The following is a 15,003-nucleotide window of genomic DNA, read 5'->3' on the forward strand; positions in this document are numbered from 1 at the left end:
TGGGATGTCGCCTCAACACCCGCGCTGCAGCATCAATGCCTATTCCTGAAGCATCATCGCTTTAACGCCTGTAGGGTCGCCATTCATGGCGACCAGGTAACTTTATATGCAGCAGGCAGATCAATCAGCACGCCTATTCTCCTCGCCTGTTAGAATGACCGTCGTTCAGAAGTAAAACGATGAGGTTTAGTTGTGTCGACGTTAGTGTTTAGAGAAGCGAAGCGGGCAGATGTGGATCGTTGTTACGCGATTGAAATTGAAGCCTATGAAGGTGATGAGGCGGCAACGCACGAGAAAATCGCTACCCGCATCGCGCAATATCCACAGGGCTTTTTGTGCCTGGAAGCAGACGGTGAAGTCATCGGTTTTATCAATGCGGGTTGTGCGTGGGACGTGGTGATGTCGGATGAGGATTTCAAAGAGCTTATCGGCCACGATCCTGCGGCACCCAATGCGGTGATTATGTCAGTAGTGCTCGATCCTGCTTTCCAGGGCAAAGGCTATGCGTCGCTGCTAATGCGCCAGTTTATTGAGCGCATGAGGCTGATGAACAAGCAAACCATTCACCTCATGTGTAAAACCCAGCACGTTGAGCTGTATAAAAAGTGGGGATATCAATACATCAAACCGTCCGAGTCCGATCATGGCGGGATGGCGTGGCACGAGATGCTGATGACGCTGTAATTATTCCAGTGCGCACCCGACGAAACCGTCAGGTGCGTCATACGTGCCAGGCCTGATGCGCAAAATGCGCATCTAGGCCGCGACACCTTTCGGTTGGTCCGACATATGTCCCGCCCATAAACTCGCCACCCATTTCACGCCTTTAGCGGTGAAACGTGCCTGCGAAAACGCATGCTGATTTTCGCCGCGGCCGGATCGCAGCGTAAAATAACCCGCCTGCATATGATGCTGCTGTGGTGCCAGCGTGCCTTTTTCACGGTACATAATGTTGCGCGCTAAGAGAAATTCACGAAACTCCGTTTCCTTCACTTTCAGCATTTTGCACAACTGACGAAAGCCGAGCGAGTCTTCAACTTCGACAAAGCGGTCAAAGAATTCAGCCTTAGGCGTAGATAACGCAAGTTGCTGTTCGGCAGCGCGACGCTGTTCAAACTGTTCCGCCCAGGCGCGGGCCGCTTCGGCCGGATTGGTGAAATCGGGCAGATGAGTAAATTGTTCACGCTGCTGCCAAAGATCGAGTATTTCCGCAGTAAAGCCGGGCGAGAGTCGCGCCACGGCTAACAATGAGTCCCGCTTATTGAGCTGCAACTCCTGCCGCATTTCACCCAGATGCTCATAATGATTTACCGTCAGCGGCTGGGAAAGACGCTGGGCGGTTTCCAGGCTTTTAATCAGGCGTTTCACTTCACCGTGTGTGATGCCTGTGACCCTGGCAATTTCACGACTGCCCATCAACAAGGATGTATTCAAAGCAGACAGACTTTCGGTTGAGATCATCATCATTATCACCTCTTGCGGACTCACTTAGCCCTTTGGCTGTTGAATTAGTATACGCATTGCTGTTTATATATCCAGTATTAATTTTAACCGTTCTTGTAAGATGTTCGGCTTTGCGTAACGTTTCACAAACCAAGGGCGCGGCGACCCCACAGTTCTACGTATTCTCTTAAAGTGACGCTTAACCCGTTTATTAAATTGTCGTTCCGGGTGCTGTTTGTTAATTTTGTCTCAATTTTCCGGGCTTTTATCAGCTATCTACGACCCTTTGCCGTAGGGCTAATGCACGCCTTTTTTTAACAGCAATGATTTAGTCACTAGCGGCCGTGCTGCTGGAGAAACCATGAAAAAGAACAAATTCAAAACCCATCTGGTCTCATTAGGTTTACTGGCAGAGAAAAAGCTTACCAAACGCAGAACGCTACCTGACTACAATCCGGCGGCGGAGCAGGATATCAATTTGCTGCCGCGCCAGACGGCACCTGCAGCTATACCTCGTCAGATTTGGATGTATTGGGAAAGTGAAACGTTGCCGGCGGAAGTGCAGATTTTTGTCGATAAAATCGTGCGCGAAAATCCCGGCTATCAGGTTACGGTGGTTAATAACCTGAATATTCAGGACTACCTGCCGGGATTGCACTTCGTGCATCAGGATATGCGACCTTCACACAAAAGTGATGTCATCAGGCTGGAACTGCTGCATCGCTATGGCGGGATCTGGATGGATGCCACCATTATTCTCAATCGCACCATGGATGAGTTGCTGGCGGTGAACAGCGCGGATCGTTATGACCTGATCGCGTTTTATCGCGAAAGCTCCACGCTGGATAAAGCCTATCCGGTGATTGAATCCTGGTTTCTTGCCGCGCCGAAAAATAACGCCTTTATAGCGCGCTGGCTGCACTTCTTCCGCCCGATTGTTGAAGTCGGTGCCGATGAGTTTTTCCGTCGTCTCCTCGCGCTGCCTGATTACGAAACCATTGTGCAGGGCATTACGCCGCCCGATTATCTGGTGGTGTATATCGCACAGCAGCAGGCGTTACGCGAAAACAATCAATACAACTTCTATCTGCGGAAATGCGAAGCCAGCGCGTTGCTTTATCAGAGCCTGGTGGAGTGGCGTCCGGTTAAATTGAGCCGCATGTTGATGGTGGATCGTTTGCCTGCGGTGCTGCCGCCGCTGACCAAATTGACGGGGTTTGATCGTAAATATCTCGACACTAACCTGAAATATGGCGTGGTGAACAAAGATAGCTTGCTGGGACAGATCTTGTTGACCCGCCAGCAGGGCGCTCGCCCGCAAACACCGATTGCGGCGCTGACGGGCAAGGCGTAACCGATTAGGGCTTGATCAGCTGTTGCAGTGCCGTGGCGCTGTTTTCATCGTCCGGCACATACACCAACAGTCGATCGCCGTTGCGCGACGCCGACCACCAGTTATTTTGCCGCAGCGTGAGTTCACCCACTTCCGCGCGGTAGAAACGTTTCACCCGGTTCTCCACCTGGCCCAATTCATAGCGCTGCCAGGTGTGGGCAAACTCATCTGAGCTGTTCAATAAGCGGGCAAGATAGCTTTCCCAGTGTGGATCGCCAAGGTGCTCGCCCATCTGCCCACGAAACATCGCCACCATTTGCGGCATCACTTCATCCCAGTCACTAATGACGTTACGCCATACCGGATGGTTGAACGCCAGCCAGATGCAGTTGCGATCTTCCGGCGCGATTTCGGCCAGGTCGACGCCCATCAGCGCACACCATGCAGCGTTGTAGCCAAGGATATCGAAGCGCGGCGTCTCAATAATGGCGGGCAACTGGATGGCGTCGAGCATTTGCTGATTATGTGCGGCGATTTTGCAGCAGGCCGCCGCAACGCGCACCGACGGCAACGAATGCCCGGCGAGCGAAAACAGGTGCTGGGTTTCCACATCATTGCACTGCAACGCGGCTGCAATCGCCGTCAGGGTTTTCGGCGAGGCCTTAATATCCCGCCCCTGTTCCAGCCACGTATACCAGGTGACGCCAACATCTGCTAACTGCGCGACCTCTTCACGTCGCAAACCCGGCGTGCGGCGATGGCGCATGCGCGGCAAACCCAGACGATTAGGGTCAAGGTTTTCACGCCGCGTGCGCAGAAAAGTCCCCAGTAATTTGCGGTTGTTATGTTCGGCGCTAACAGGCGCGGATGCCAGGCTCATAAACAGATCCTTAGACGAAGCGGGTAGTATTTATACCATGATAAACAAGAACTGGTACCCGTTTAACGGTTAGGTGATGCTATGTGGTATAGCAACCAAAAACAAGGGCAAAACCGATGCAAACATCGCAACTACAACGCACAGGATTGATGGTCCTGCTTGCCGGGCAACTGCTGCCCATGATCGATTTTTCAATAGTTAACGTGGCGTTGGACGCGATGGCCCACACGCTACAGGCCACTGCGATTGAGCTGGCGTTAATCGTTGCGGTGTACGGCATTGCCTTTGCCATCTGTCTGGCGATGGGCGGACGTCTGGGTGATAACTACGGACGCCGTCGCGTATTCCTCGCGGGAGTATGGATCTTTGGTATTGCATCTTTATTATGCGGCATCGCTAACAGCGTCAGTCTGTTGATGTTTGCCCGTGCGCTACAGGGCGTGGGCGCAGCCTTTATCGTGCCGCAAATCCTCGCTACGCTGCACATCACGCTAAAGGGCAGAGCGCACGCGCGCGCAATCGGGTTGTACGGTGGGATTGGCGGACTGGCATTTATCATCGGTCAGGTGCTGGGCGGTTTTCTTATCAAAGCCGACATTGGCGGTTACGGCTGGCGCAGCGTGTTCCTGATTAATCTGCCGATCTGCCTGTTTGTGTTGATCACCGCGCGCCGCTTTGTGCCGGAAACCCAGAACACCCAGCGAGTGCCGGTAGATGTTAGCGGCACATTGCTGCTGGCGGGCGCGATTGGTTGTCTGATGCTAGCCCTGGCGCTCGGTCCGCTGCTGCACTGGTCGTGGCCGTGCATTTTGCTGCTGGTACTGTTCCCGCTGTTTCTGCATCGTCTGCGCCAGAGTTCGCTGCGGCTGGAAGCGGCACAAGGCGCGCCGCTGCTGCCACCTTCTTTGCTGCGTCTGCCAAGCGTGCGTTTTGGTTTAACCCTGGCGGTGCTGTTCTTTTCCTGTTGGAGCGGCTTTATGTTTTCAGTGGCGTTGACATTGCAGGCCGGGTTAGGGCTGACGGCGTTCCAGTCGGGTAACGCTTTTATTGCGCTTGGCGTAGCGTATTTTATTGGCGCGATGCAATCGACGCGTGTCGTCGAGCGTTTAGGCAAGCGTGCAACCTTGTTGATGGGCTGCGGCATTCAGATGGTTGGCCTGCTGGTGCTGATCGCTACGCTACAACTCGCCTGGCCGCAGGTCGGCATTTTCACGCTGATTCCCGCCACGGTGCTGATTGGTTTTGGCCAGTCGTTTATCGTCAGTACCTTCTACCGCATCGGCATGAGCGGTGTGCCGCATCACCAGGCGGGTGCCGGTAGTGCGGTGCTTTCTACCGTCCAGCAATCGGCGCTGGGTTTAGGCCCGATGCTGCTCGGCGGGGTCTTCACGCAGATCTACGCACACGGTAATCATCTAACGGCGATTACCGGCACGCTCGGCGTTGAGCTGGGGATGATGGCGCTGCTGGTGATTTTCACCAGCCTCAATCGACGAACTTTTCAGCCGGTAGCGGCGGAAGGGTAAAGGTATTTTGCACTCACCTAAGTTCTGGTCGCCATAAATGGCGATCCTACCAAGTCAGCACCCGTATGTTGTAGGGTGCGCATTTATGCGCACCTGGAAACGATAAAATTAAGACTCACCTAATCTCAGTCCGGTCTCCGCATCAAACAAATGAATCTTCTCGGCGTTAAAGCCCAGCATAATGCTGTCGCCGCTCACCGCTGCATGGCGACCGGCGATCTGCATATGCAACGCCTGACCGTGCCATTCAAGATGCAACAAGGTTGATTCACCGGTGATCTCCACCACTTTCACCTGCGCCGCTGCGTTGCTGCGGGTTTCCAGCAAATCGTGTGGACGCACGCCGAGCGTCACTGCTGCGCCTGCACGCTCGCGCGCCGCCGCTTGCCAGCGCGTGGGCAGCGGTTGCCACAGATCCTGGCACTGCACGCCGGGCACGCCATCACGCGTGATCAGTTGCGCCGGTAATAGGTTCATTGGCGGTGAGCCGATAAAGCGCGCAACAAAGGTATTGGCCGGACGATCGTAAATCGCCAGCGGCGCGCCTTGCTGCACAATGCGGCCATCCTTCATCACCACGATTTGGTCGGCGAGCGTCATCGCCTCCACCTGGTCGTGCGTCACATAAACCATGGTGGTTTTGAAACGCTGATGCAGTGATTTGATCTCCGCGCGCAGCTCCATGCGCAGCTGGGCATCAAGGTTCGAGAGCGGTTCATCGAACAGAAACACTTTGGGATTGCGCACCATCGCGCGGCCCATCGCGACACGCTGGCGCTGCCCGCCTGATAAGGCGCGAGGATAGCGCTGCAGCAGCTTGTCGATGCCGAGAATCCCGGCGATGCGCGCAATTTTGCTCTGCTGCTCCTCACGCTTCACTTTCTTCACCTGCATATGAAACGCGAGGTTTTCCGCTACCGTTAAGTGCGGATAGAGCGCATAGCTCTGAAAGACCATGGCGATATCGCGATCGGCCGGGTCGCGATCGTTGATCTGCACCTTATCCATCAAAATCGCGCCGTCCGACAGGCTTTCCAGCCCGGCCAACAGACGTAACAGCGTGGATTTGCCGCAGCCGGATGGGCCGACCAAAACGGTAAAACTGCCGTCAGGAATAGTAAGATCGAGCGGATGCAGCACCGACTGTTTTGCGTAGCGTTTGGCCACTTTTACGAGTTCAACACTGGCCATAAATTAACACTCCTGAGAAAGTTGCAGTTGATGCCAGTCGGGATAGCGACGCGGCAGTGTGCTGATGGCCAGCGACGCCACCGCAATGCCCCATTGCAAAGCCGTATTAAGATCTTGCTGATGCAGCAGGGCGGTGAGAAATCCGGCATTAAAGCTGTCGCCTGCACCGATGGTATCTACCACCGTCACCGCACGCGCAGGCTGACTTACGGTATGTTCAGTTTGCCAGCAGCTGGCGCCCTGCGGGCCGCATTTCACCACGCAGCCGCCGCGTCCGCTCAGCTGCTGCGCCAGCCATTGCGCACTTTGCGTCAGATTCTCTGCCGCCGCCAATCCGCGTGTTTCCACTTCATTGAGCAGCAGCCAGTCGCACAGCGGCAGCCACTGCATCACCTGCTGGCGCACCTCGTCGCTCCAGCCCTGCGGTGGCCAACCGGTATCTACGGCAGTGATAAAGCCGCGTTGTTGCAGTTCGCCAAGCAGCGCGGGATATTCGTCATACAAGTGCAGACATAAGAAGGTACCGCACAGCAGCACGATATCGCCGTCAGCCGCCGTGGTGGGCAGCTGATCCAGCACATCCTGCGCGCTGAGTTTCACGATATGCCCGAGATTGCTGAGGAAAGAGCGTTCGTGATCCGAATGCGTGACGCCAACCGTGAGCGAGGTTTCACAGCTGTAGCGCGTCCAGTGCGCGGCGCTGTGGGGAAAATGGCTCGCCAGCCAGGCGCTTAGGCCATCGTTGCCCTGATTGGCCACCGCGCGATGGCGCACCTGCATCGCTTCCAGCGCCAGCGCGCAGTTGCCGGCCGATCCGCCAGGGCGCAGCTCGCTGTGATTGAGCATCACTTCGGTGCCGCGCTGCGGCCAGCTATCCAGCGTGCCCATGATCAAATCGACATTAATGTTACCCACCACGTAGAGCGTGGCGGTGAGTTTATGTTCCATCATCCTTTACTCCCGCCACTGGCAAGGCCGCTGACCAGCGTCTTTTGCAGCCAGATGGCAATAAACAGCGGTGGCACAGAGGCCAGAATGCCGACGGCGGCGATCAAGCCATCATCGGTGGCGCGACCGGCAGTGAATCCGGCAATGGTGACCGGCAAGGTTTGTGCTGCGATGTTGCTGGTGAACAGCAGCGCGTAGAAAAATTCATCCCACGCCAGCAGCCAGCCAAACAGCGCCGCGGCGCCCAGCACCGGCTTGGCCAGCGGTAGCGTGATGCGCAGCAGAACCTGCCAGACGCGCAAACCATCCAGCCGTGCCGCCTGCTCAATATCCTGCGGCAGCGTATCGAACTGGTTTTTCAGCATCCAGGTCAGGAACGGCAGAATCAGCGAGCAGTAAACGATGATCAGCCCAGGCCGCGTGTTCAACAGATCAAACTGCTGTAACAGGAAGTAGAGCGGCAACACAAACGCCACCGGTGGCACCATGTAAATAGCCAGCGAGGCGAACAGCCAGCCGTCGCGACCGCGATAGCGTGAGAAGCTGAACGCTGCCGGAATGGCCAGCAACAAGCAGATCAGGGTCGCGCCGGTGGCCACCAGCAAACTGTTCCCCAGCGCATGCAGGAACAGCACGCCGGGCTGGCCGGGTTCCAGCGACAGCAGTTTGCCGTAGCGGGTAAAATCCCACTGGCGCGGCAGCCACTCCAGCGGCACGCGGGTAAGATCGCTGGCGGCGCTGACGCTCATCAAGAACAGCCAACCCATTGGCGCCAGCACTGAAAACGCCACCAACAGTGCGGCAGCATATTTGCCGACATGACGTAATTTAAGCTTCATGCGCGCTTCCTTTGCGGCGCTGCCGCCACAGTAACAGCATGTAAAGCGTGATCAGCACCGCGCACAACAAGGTCATCAACATCGCGTAAGCCGCGCCGCTACCGGCACGCAGATAGCTGAATGACTCCTGATAAACGTAGAAACTGAGGGTTTTGGTGCTATCGACCGGGCCGCCGCGCGTCATCACATAAATGATGTCGAAGATTTTGAAGGCGTCGATGGTACGTAGCACCAATGCCACGCTGAGCGGACCGACAATCGCCGGGAAGGTGATGGCACGAAAACGGCGCCATGCCGATGCGCCATCCAGCCGCGCGGCTTCGAACAGATCGTCCGGTATGGATTGCAGCGCTGCCAGCACCAGCAAGGTCACCAGCGGATAGTTTTTCCAGATATCGGCAAACATCACCGCATTGAGCGCCGAATCGGGCGAACCCAGCCAGCTGCGATAGCCGTCAATGACGCCGAGTTGCGTCAGCAGGGCGTTGATACTGCCGTAATCCGGGTTGAAATTCAGGCGCCACATCATGGCGTTAACGATGGTTGGCAGCGCCCACGGCAGAATCACCAGCACGCGCAGCACGTTGCGTCCGGCGAATTTCTGATTCAGCAACAGTGCCACCAGCACGCCAATCACCCCCTCAATCGCCACCGACACCACGGTGAAATAGAGCGTGCGCCACAGTGAACTGCGAAAATCTTCATCGGTGATGGCGAACAGGTAGTTTTCCAGACCAATCCAGCCCGGCGCATCACCGCTGCCAATTAAGGCGGCATCGGTGAAGCTCAGCCAGATGGTGCGTAACAGCGGCCATGCGGTGAGTAACAGCATCACCAACAGCATGGGTGCCAGCAGCACCCATGCCTGCCGTTGTTCGCGTTGACGCAAACTCAGCATTGTTGCCCCTTAGCGCAGACGCGCCGCACTCTTATCTACCGCCTGCAGCGCGGCATCTGGCGTCGCGCTGCCGACCAGCACCTGCTGCAACTGCTGCTGCAGGGTATTGGAGAGGCGTGAATAGTCGGCGGTTTCCGGCCGCGACAGCATCACGTTGAGCGACTTATCCGCGGCGGCGATGAGGCTTTCCTGATTTTTCAGCACCGCCGGATCCTGATACGAGCTTTTCCAGATGGGCAGACTCAGCGTGGCGTATTTGTTCTGCACCGGCTGTGAGGTCATGTAGCTAATGTATTGCCATGCCTGATCTGCATGCGTGCTGCCTTTGGTGATGCCGAGGCCCATCGAACCGTTTACCGCACCAAATTTGCCTGGCGCGTCGCCCGGCGCTGGAACGATACCCACCTGGCCGGCGACCTTACTCTGTTTCGGATCGTTGGCCATGTTGTACATGTAGGTCCAGTTGAGCGCGAAGGCCGCATCACCGTTGGAGAAGGCTTTACGCACGTCCTCTTCCAGATACTCGCGCGAGGCCGGATTGCTCAAGCCTTCATCCAGCGAGCTTTTCATTAGCTTGACCGCTTGCAGCGAGGCAGGTGAGGAGAAATCGAGTTTGTCGTTGTTATAGAATTTGCCGCCGAAGCCGGATACCAACGTGGTGTAATCGCACACCAGCGCTTCTGCCTGCGACCAGCTCCACACCAGCGGATATTTGACGATATTTTTCTGCTTGATGATGCGCGCATCGTCCATCACCTGCTGCCAGGTTTGTGGCGGCGTGGTGATACCGGCTTTTTCCAGCATCGCTTTGTTGTAATAGAGATATTTGGTATCAAGGATCCACGGCATACCGAGGGTTTTGCCTTTGAACTGCACGGTGTTCATCGCGCCAGGGAAAATCTGCCCTTTTTCGTCGGCACTGATACGGCTGCTAACATCCTGCAGCAGATCAAACTTGGTGAATTCCGCCGGCCAGATGGCGTCAAACAGCACCACATCGTAGCCGTTACCGCCTGCACCACGCGCTGCGACAATTTTGTCGTGCAGGGCTTCGTACGGCACAAACTCAAGATTAACCTGCACGTCCGGGTGCGCTTTCTGAAACTCCTGCGTCATCGCGCGAATATCATTTTCGCTGTACGCCGCCTGCGTCATAAACAGCGCATTTAACGTGGTTGCCGCCGCCGCGCTGCCAACGCTGGCTAACAGAACCGCTGCAAAACAACCTTTTATGACTGGATTGAATCGGATTTTCATGGTGTTTCCGCCTTGAAGCTAATGGAAAGCAATTTATTAAATCAATTTGATGGATTTAATAATGCGCACAGGTTGTCAGATTGCTGCAGCTGACATCGGGTAGCTAAAGCAATTGACGTGCCAGGGCATAAATCTCGAATGCCGCTGGACACTTTTTGGCACAGATTTTTGTGGCTGTCAGGTAAACAGGTTGTAAATTGTGTGGCCGATCATAGATATTCAGGCGGGTATAAATGAGGGCTAGCCTAAGAGATCGCAATAACTCTTTTCAGGATGCATGGTTTAGGTGCAGATGCATTGTGCATTGCGACATTAACGCGCATGTCATGATGGCAAATTGACGTCATAAGGCCAGATGGCCCCCTTTCGCTTATCACCGCACCAGGTCATTTCGTATAAAGGGTTAACGATAGGTCATGGTAAATGACGCCGTGGCGCTCACCGAGCCTGACTGGGCATTCGCTGAGGTCATGTAATATGCGGCTTTAAAGGGAATATGAACGACCTCCCCTGGCGAGGTTGTCGTGCCGTACTTAATGAGCCTGCCGAATTGAACGGGCATATCGTTATATTTCAGCTGAATGCCCAGACCTTTTGCTGTTGAATTGCTGTTTAACCCCAATACTCCGTTGGCAGGATCGGCAAGCGGGCTGACGTTATCCAGCGTCACATTGACTGCGGTCTGTTCACTACAGATAAGCGGTATGGAAAACGTCACCGCATTTTGGGTGCTGCCCACGCCGTTAAACTTCGGCAATAGCGCAATCCCCATATTGATATTCAAATTTTTATCTTCTATCTGACAGGATGCGGTGCTGATATTCATCGGCGAAAATATATATTTATAAAGCGGCAGGCGTGTAATGTTATTACTGACCGGCGTGCTGTATTCCATATTTAGCGTCAGCGCGGGTATTGAGCCCGTCGCCGGGGTGGTGCTAGTTTTGATCAGCTCAAAGGTATCCGTGAACGTAGATACGCCATTCTGGAGGATCCCTCGCCTCCAGCTCGCGTTATTAAGGTTCATTCGTGAGACAAACTCGCTGGTTCCCGTGGTGCTGGAAAAGTTCTTCCAGCGGATGCCAATGCCCTGAACCTCTGTCGCCCGCACGTTGGCCAGCGGCGAGGTGCCATAATCCGCATTCGATCCAGAGAGCTGGATAAACCATGAGCCATCGTAGCCAATTACCTGTCCCTCAGGATCACATTGCATGGGATTACTGGTGGTTATGGTTGCTAATACTGTCCCAACGGGCGCATCCCGTTGAACGACAATATTGTTATCAAAGTTGATCGATACGTCGTTTGCAGAACACAGCGCAAAGGCATTTAGAGAGATAGCGCTACCCATAGCAGCCGTCGAAATTTTGAATATATTGGACATCTTATGTTCCTTCATTATAGGCGAGGCGTAGGCCTTCTCTCGCAAAAGTAATAATGCGAATCAACGCAATGAGAAATTTAACGACAAGCTGCGGTGGTGCGCTGAATTTTACCCGGTAACGTGTTCAAGGTTATTTTGGCGCGGCAGGTTTTCGCTCCCCACTGTACCGTCAGGCCGTCACCGTCATTCAGGCCGCTCATATAGACCTCGCCGTCGCTTCCCACAATGCTCATCGCATCGCTTTCGTTGAGCTTTGCCATCGCGCCAAAGGGCACCGGCGAGTTCTGATACATCAGCGTTATTAAGGCCCGACCCCCTGTTCGCGCATTGAACGTAGCGCGCACCACGGCGCCGCGCGTAGGCACGACGTTGACCACAGACTCGGCAACATCCACGTCCGCCCCCAGCGAACCCGTGTCTAGCGCAATCCGGTTTTCCTGATAGGCACTGGCATAGGGCACCACCGCGTAGCCGCGCCAGTCCGTTTTAACGCCGGGGTTATTGCGCACCCTCACGCCGGATGCGCCCTGTGCTTCAAGCAGCACAACGGTATCTCCCAGCGGCTGAGAGAACGTCACGCCATGCTCATGGGCGACGATCCCACCCTGCAGGCCGAAATTCAGCTGGCTGTTCTGTCGGCTGTAGTTGTAGCCTGCGCTCACGGTGCCGTAGCCACCCTTATAGGTTCCACTTAGGGAGCTTCTGGATTCCCCACCCGAAGAGGTATAGCCCTGTTGGACCAGATAGCTCAGGTGATTATCGGCGAGCGCGGTGCCGCTCAGCCCCACCTGGTGCGTTTCAGGACCGTTCTTTTGCATATTCACGCTGTAGTTGCCCCAGCTTTGCGGTAGCCATTTGCTCAGCGGTACCTGCAGGCTAAAGGCGACAATCTGGTCCTTACGATCTTTGCCTGGCGTTTCGCTGTAGGTGTAGCCGAGCGAGTAATTGATATCGCTAATACTGGTGTTAAAGCCGGTGCTGACGTTGCGTTCATAGCCCCGCTTGCTCCAGTAATCCTGCTGGTATGCCGAGATATAAAAATTTCCCCAGCTTTGCAGCGACTGGCTGAGGTTGAGTTGCAGTCGACTTCGCTTGTTGTAACGCTGGCTGCTGAATTCATTCACTTCCTGAAAGGTATAAAACCCTTCCGTGGAGTAGCGATAGCTGGCGAGCGTCACGGTGGTGTCGGTTGTGGCCACCGTTTTCGAATACTGCACGCGATAGGACTGCCCCCGGCTGCGGCGGTTTTTCTCATCAACGAGTTGGCTATCGGCAGCGGTAATGTCCGCCGACAGCGAGCCTATATCGCCAAAGCTGAGGCCGGTACCGAGTACTCCGGACACATAGTTGCTTGCCCCCAGGACGCCGCCGTATAGCGTGAGATTATTGGAGAGGCCATAGGCCAGCGTGCCCAGGCCGAATGAGGGGCTTTGCGCGCCATTCTTCGTGGTTCGGTACTCACCTGCGCTCAGCGCATACTTCACGCGTCCTTCCCGCAGCATGACGGGAACCGCAGAGAAGGGCTGCACGAAATGCTGGACGCTGCCGTCGGCTTCTGTAACGACAATGTCCAAATCGCCGCTCGCCGACGTAGGATAGAGATCGCGAATTTCAAAGCTGCCGGGCGCCACGTAGGTTTGATAAACCGTGTAGCCGTTTTGCTTCACGGTAACCGTGGCGTTGGTGCGGGCGATCCCCCGAATGATGGGGGCAAAGCCGCGCATGCTCTCCGGCAGCATGGTGTCATCGGAAAAAATCTGCGCGCCGCGAAACATCACGCTATCAAACACCTCGCCGGGTGTGCTGGTTTCCCCCAGCTGAAACTGCCCTCGCAAAAACTGGACGTCACGGCTCAGGGTGGTATTTAGCGACGAAAATGACTGTTTTCCGTTGTTTTTCGTCGCGATGCTGTAGTTACGCAGGCGCCACGGCCCCGCGTTAATACCGCTTTGCAGGTTGGTATACAACTGCTCCTGCGTCTCACCGTCCCTGCTCCAGTTGCGCGACCCGTTGATGCTGTAATTTACCAGCAATGCAGAAATGCCCTGGTTCCAGAGCGACGGGTCAACGGTGCCGCGCGCGCGCGCGTCAAGCGCCGATTGAGGGATCGAGATATCCAGTCTCTGCTTGTCAAAATCCAGGCGGGTGGTGGCATCCGGTATAAATGCGCCGGGATCGGTGATAATGACCTCGGCCGGCAGCAGGGCCAATTCAGGAAATGCCTTAACCCTGACGCCGAGTGATTCCAGCACTCCACGGTTAAGCTCCGGCGCCAGCCCAAAACCTTTTACAGGTACAAAAGAGATATTTTCCGTTCGGATATAATTTTCATTAAGCCATATTTCCACCCTGTAGGTGCCGGGTAACTGCTCTCCACGCTCGAAGCGGCCCAGATCGATGCCACCGGAAGTCGAGTGTGTTTTTTCAAGCGCATCGGCCATGAAATAAAGATCGCCCGCAGCTGCGGGGAAAACACCCGAAATAAAAAGTGCTATCGTCGAGAGTTGACTTACGCGGTGAGGCCACGAGTCAGAGAAAAATGCATATCGAGAAAAAGAAACAGTATTCACCTTGCTTACCTGCGCGAGTGACATAGCGTATTGTTAATGTTTTTTATTTCAGCATCTGGCGCTTTTCTGTGGTTACTCCACCAAAATCATTTATCGCTTTCCAGGCCACCTGATTTCCACTTCCTTCCATCGTCTCGGAACTAAAGGGTGAAATCATTGGCGGCTGCGCAATGGTTTTATTGCCAACCTTTAATGAATAAAGAGAAACATAGAACGGTGTCGGGTTAATAATTACTAAGCGTTCACCACGTTGCTCAAATTTTAATTTCGTCCATGCCTCATCTGCTTTTTCTGACGACAAATTTGCAGGCCGATAGAAAAGTTTCATGCGCGTCTTAACGGCAATGAGTAGCCGATTTTCATCTGATCGAGTCATCGAGGGAATAGATTTAACGTTTAGCCAAAAAATAGATTCGCGATTTTCAGGTAGCTTATTCTCGCCGGTATAGATGACCCGCAGCGTATTTTCATGGCCACCATCGAGGCGGAAAAGCGGCGGTGTGACGATAAAAGGAACCTGCTCCTTAGCGTTTTCACTTAACTCTACCCACGACTGAATTAAATAGGGAACACCATCCTGACTGTTACTCACAGGGAGTGAGGCTTCGTTTTCATTTTCATTATAAATTAAGCGCGTTCCGCCGACGGTTATGCTGGCCTGCCCCGGCAGGGAGAGCAAGCAGGCGCCAAATAATATAATCGTTCGAATAAGTTGACTCATCATACTTCCCCAA

13 protein-coding genes are annotated in these 15,003 nt (G+C 54.7%); 3 read left to right on the forward strand and 10 right to left on the reverse strand.

The annotated features are described in order from the left end of the window. Positions 1-192: 192 nt before the first annotated feature. Positions 193-684: a GNAT family N-acetyltransferase gene (locus PMI17_RS17900; RefSeq protein ID WP_007891167.1), complete on the forward strand. Its 492-nt coding sequence runs from the start codon at positions 193-195 to the stop codon at positions 682-684. A 72-nt stretch (positions 685-756) separates the two neighbouring features. Here PMI17_RS17900 and PMI17_RS17905 read toward each other — a convergent pair whose 3' ends face one another. Continuing rightward, positions 757-1,464 carry a phage antirepressor KilAC domain-containing protein gene (locus PMI17_RS17905; RefSeq protein ID WP_193372784.1) on the reverse strand — a complete coding sequence of 236 codons (708 nt, stop codon included), beginning with the start codon at positions 1,462-1,464 and terminating at the stop codon, positions 757-759. 340 nt (positions 1,465-1,804) lie between these two features. Between PMI17_RS17905 and PMI17_RS17910 the strand changes: the two genes are divergently transcribed. Next, positions 1,805-2,797: a glycosyltransferase family 32 protein gene (locus PMI17_RS17910; protein WP_007891170.1), complete on the forward strand. Its 993-nt coding sequence runs from the start codon at positions 1,805-1,807 to the stop codon at positions 2,795-2,797. A gap of 4 nt (positions 2,798-2,801) precedes the next feature. On the opposite strand, the gene PMI17_RS17915 is transcribed toward PMI17_RS17910, so the two are convergent. After that, on the reverse strand, positions 2,802-3,656 hold the full coding sequence (locus PMI17_RS17915) for a helix-turn-helix transcriptional regulator (protein WP_007891173.1): 855 nt from the start codon (positions 3,654-3,656) through the stop codon (positions 2,802-2,804). 116 nt (positions 3,657-3,772) lie between these two features. Here PMI17_RS17915 and PMI17_RS17920 point away from each other — a divergent pair, with 116 nt between their 5' ends. Beyond that, complete coding sequence (locus tag PMI17_RS17920; protein WP_007891174.1) at positions 3,773-5,182, forward strand: MFS transporter; 1,410 nt, start codon at positions 3,773-3,775, stop codon at positions 5,180-5,182. Positions 5,183-5,290: 108 nt separating this feature from the next. Here the strand turns inward: PMI17_RS17920 and PMI17_RS17925 are convergent, their stop codons facing one another. The 8 genes from PMI17_RS17925 to PMI17_RS17960 form a co-directional block, all read right to left on the reverse strand. Further along, positions 5,291-6,373 (reverse strand): ABC transporter ATP-binding protein, encoded by a 1,083-nt coding sequence (locus PMI17_RS17925; protein WP_007891176.1) that lies wholly within the window; start codon positions 6,371-6,373, stop codon positions 5,291-5,293. Positions 6,374-6,376: 3 nt separating this feature from the next. Further along, positions 6,377-7,321 (reverse strand): carbohydrate kinase family protein, encoded by a 945-nt coding sequence (locus PMI17_RS17930; protein WP_036621758.1) that lies wholly within the window; start codon positions 7,319-7,321, stop codon positions 6,377-6,379. Continuing rightward, positions 7,321-8,160, reverse strand: coding sequence for a carbohydrate ABC transporter permease (locus tag PMI17_RS17935; protein WP_007891180.1), 840 nt, complete (start codon positions 8,158-8,160; stop codon positions 7,321-7,323). Before PMI17_RS17935 ends, PMI17_RS17930 begins: the two co-directional genes overlap by 1 nt. After that, complete coding sequence (locus PMI17_RS17940; protein WP_007891182.1) at positions 8,150-9,058, reverse strand: carbohydrate ABC transporter permease; 909 nt, start codon at positions 9,056-9,058, stop codon at positions 8,150-8,152. The genes PMI17_RS17935 and PMI17_RS17940 overlap by 11 nt, the downstream gene beginning before the upstream one ends. Positions 9,059-9,067: 9 nt before the next feature. Next, on the reverse strand, positions 9,068-10,315 hold the full coding sequence (locus PMI17_RS17945) for an extracellular solute-binding protein (protein ID WP_007891184.1): 1,248 nt from the start codon (positions 10,313-10,315) through the stop codon (positions 9,068-9,070). Positions 10,316-10,718: 403 nt separating this feature from the next. After that, positions 10,719-11,699, reverse strand: coding sequence for a fimbrial protein (locus PMI17_RS17950; protein ID WP_007891186.1), 981 nt, complete (start codon positions 11,697-11,699; stop codon positions 10,719-10,721). A gap of 77 nt (positions 11,700-11,776) precedes the next feature. Continuing rightward, a complete protein-coding gene (locus PMI17_RS17955; RefSeq protein WP_007891188.1) occupies positions 11,777-14,140 on the reverse strand; it encodes a fimbria/pilus outer membrane usher protein in 2,364 nt (787 codons plus the stop codon). 172 nt (positions 14,141-14,312) lie between these two features. Further along, positions 14,313-14,990 carry a molecular chaperone gene (locus tag PMI17_RS17960; RefSeq protein ID WP_007891189.1) on the reverse strand — a complete coding sequence of 226 codons (678 nt, stop codon included), beginning with the start codon at positions 14,988-14,990 and terminating at the stop codon, positions 14,313-14,315. Between the last annotated feature and the right edge of the window lie 13 nt (positions 14,991-15,003).

The organism is Pantoea sp. GM01 (assembly GCF_000282675.1).
Classification (GTDB): Bacteria; Pseudomonadota; Gammaproteobacteria; order Enterobacterales; family Enterobacteriaceae; genus Pantoea; species Pantoea nemavictus.

Excerpts from the sequence above, each read along its gene's own strand:
- PMI17_RS17955 (WP_007891188.1), bottom strand. The coding sequence starts at position 14,140 with ATGGCCGATGCGCTTGAAAAAACACACTCGACTTCCGGTGGCATCGAT.
- PMI17_RS17960 (WP_007891189.1), bottom strand. The coding sequence starts at position 14,990 with ATGAGTCAACTTATTCGAACGATTATATTATTTGGCGCCTGCTTGCTC.
- PMI17_RS17935 (WP_007891180.1), bottom strand. The coding sequence starts at position 8,160 with ATGAAGCTTAAATTACGTCATGTCGGCAAATATGCTGCCGCACTGTTG.
- PMI17_RS17945 (WP_007891184.1), bottom strand. The coding sequence starts at position 10,315 with ATGAAAATCCGATTCAATCCAGTCATAAAAGGTTGTTTTGCAGCGGTT.
- PMI17_RS17920 (WP_007891174.1), top strand. The coding sequence starts at position 3,773 with ATGCAAACATCGCAACTACAACGCACAGGATTGATGGTCCTGCTTGCC.
- PMI17_RS17915 (WP_007891173.1), bottom strand. The coding sequence starts at position 3,656 with ATGAGCCTGGCATCCGCGCCTGTTAGCGCCGAACATAACAACCGCAAA.
- PMI17_RS17950 (WP_007891186.1), bottom strand. The coding sequence starts at position 11,699 with ATGTCCAATATATTCAAAATTTCGACGGCTGCTATGGGTAGCGCTATC.
- PMI17_RS17940 (WP_007891182.1), bottom strand. The coding sequence starts at position 9,058 with ATGCTGAGTTTGCGTCAACGCGAACAACGGCAGGCATGGGTGCTGCTG.
- PMI17_RS17925 (WP_007891176.1), bottom strand. The coding sequence starts at position 6,373 with ATGGCCAGTGTTGAACTCGTAAAAGTGGCCAAACGCTACGCAAAACAG.
- PMI17_RS17930 (WP_036621758.1), bottom strand. The coding sequence starts at position 7,321 with ATGGAACATAAACTCACCGCCACGCTCTACGTGGTGGGTAACATTAAT.
- PMI17_RS17905 (WP_193372784.1), bottom strand. The coding sequence starts at position 1,464 with ATGATGATCTCAACCGAAAGTCTGTCTGCTTTGAATACATCCTTGTTG.
- PMI17_RS17910 (WP_007891170.1), top strand. The coding sequence starts at position 1,805 with ATGAAAAAGAACAAATTCAAAACCCATCTGGTCTCATTAGGTTTACTG.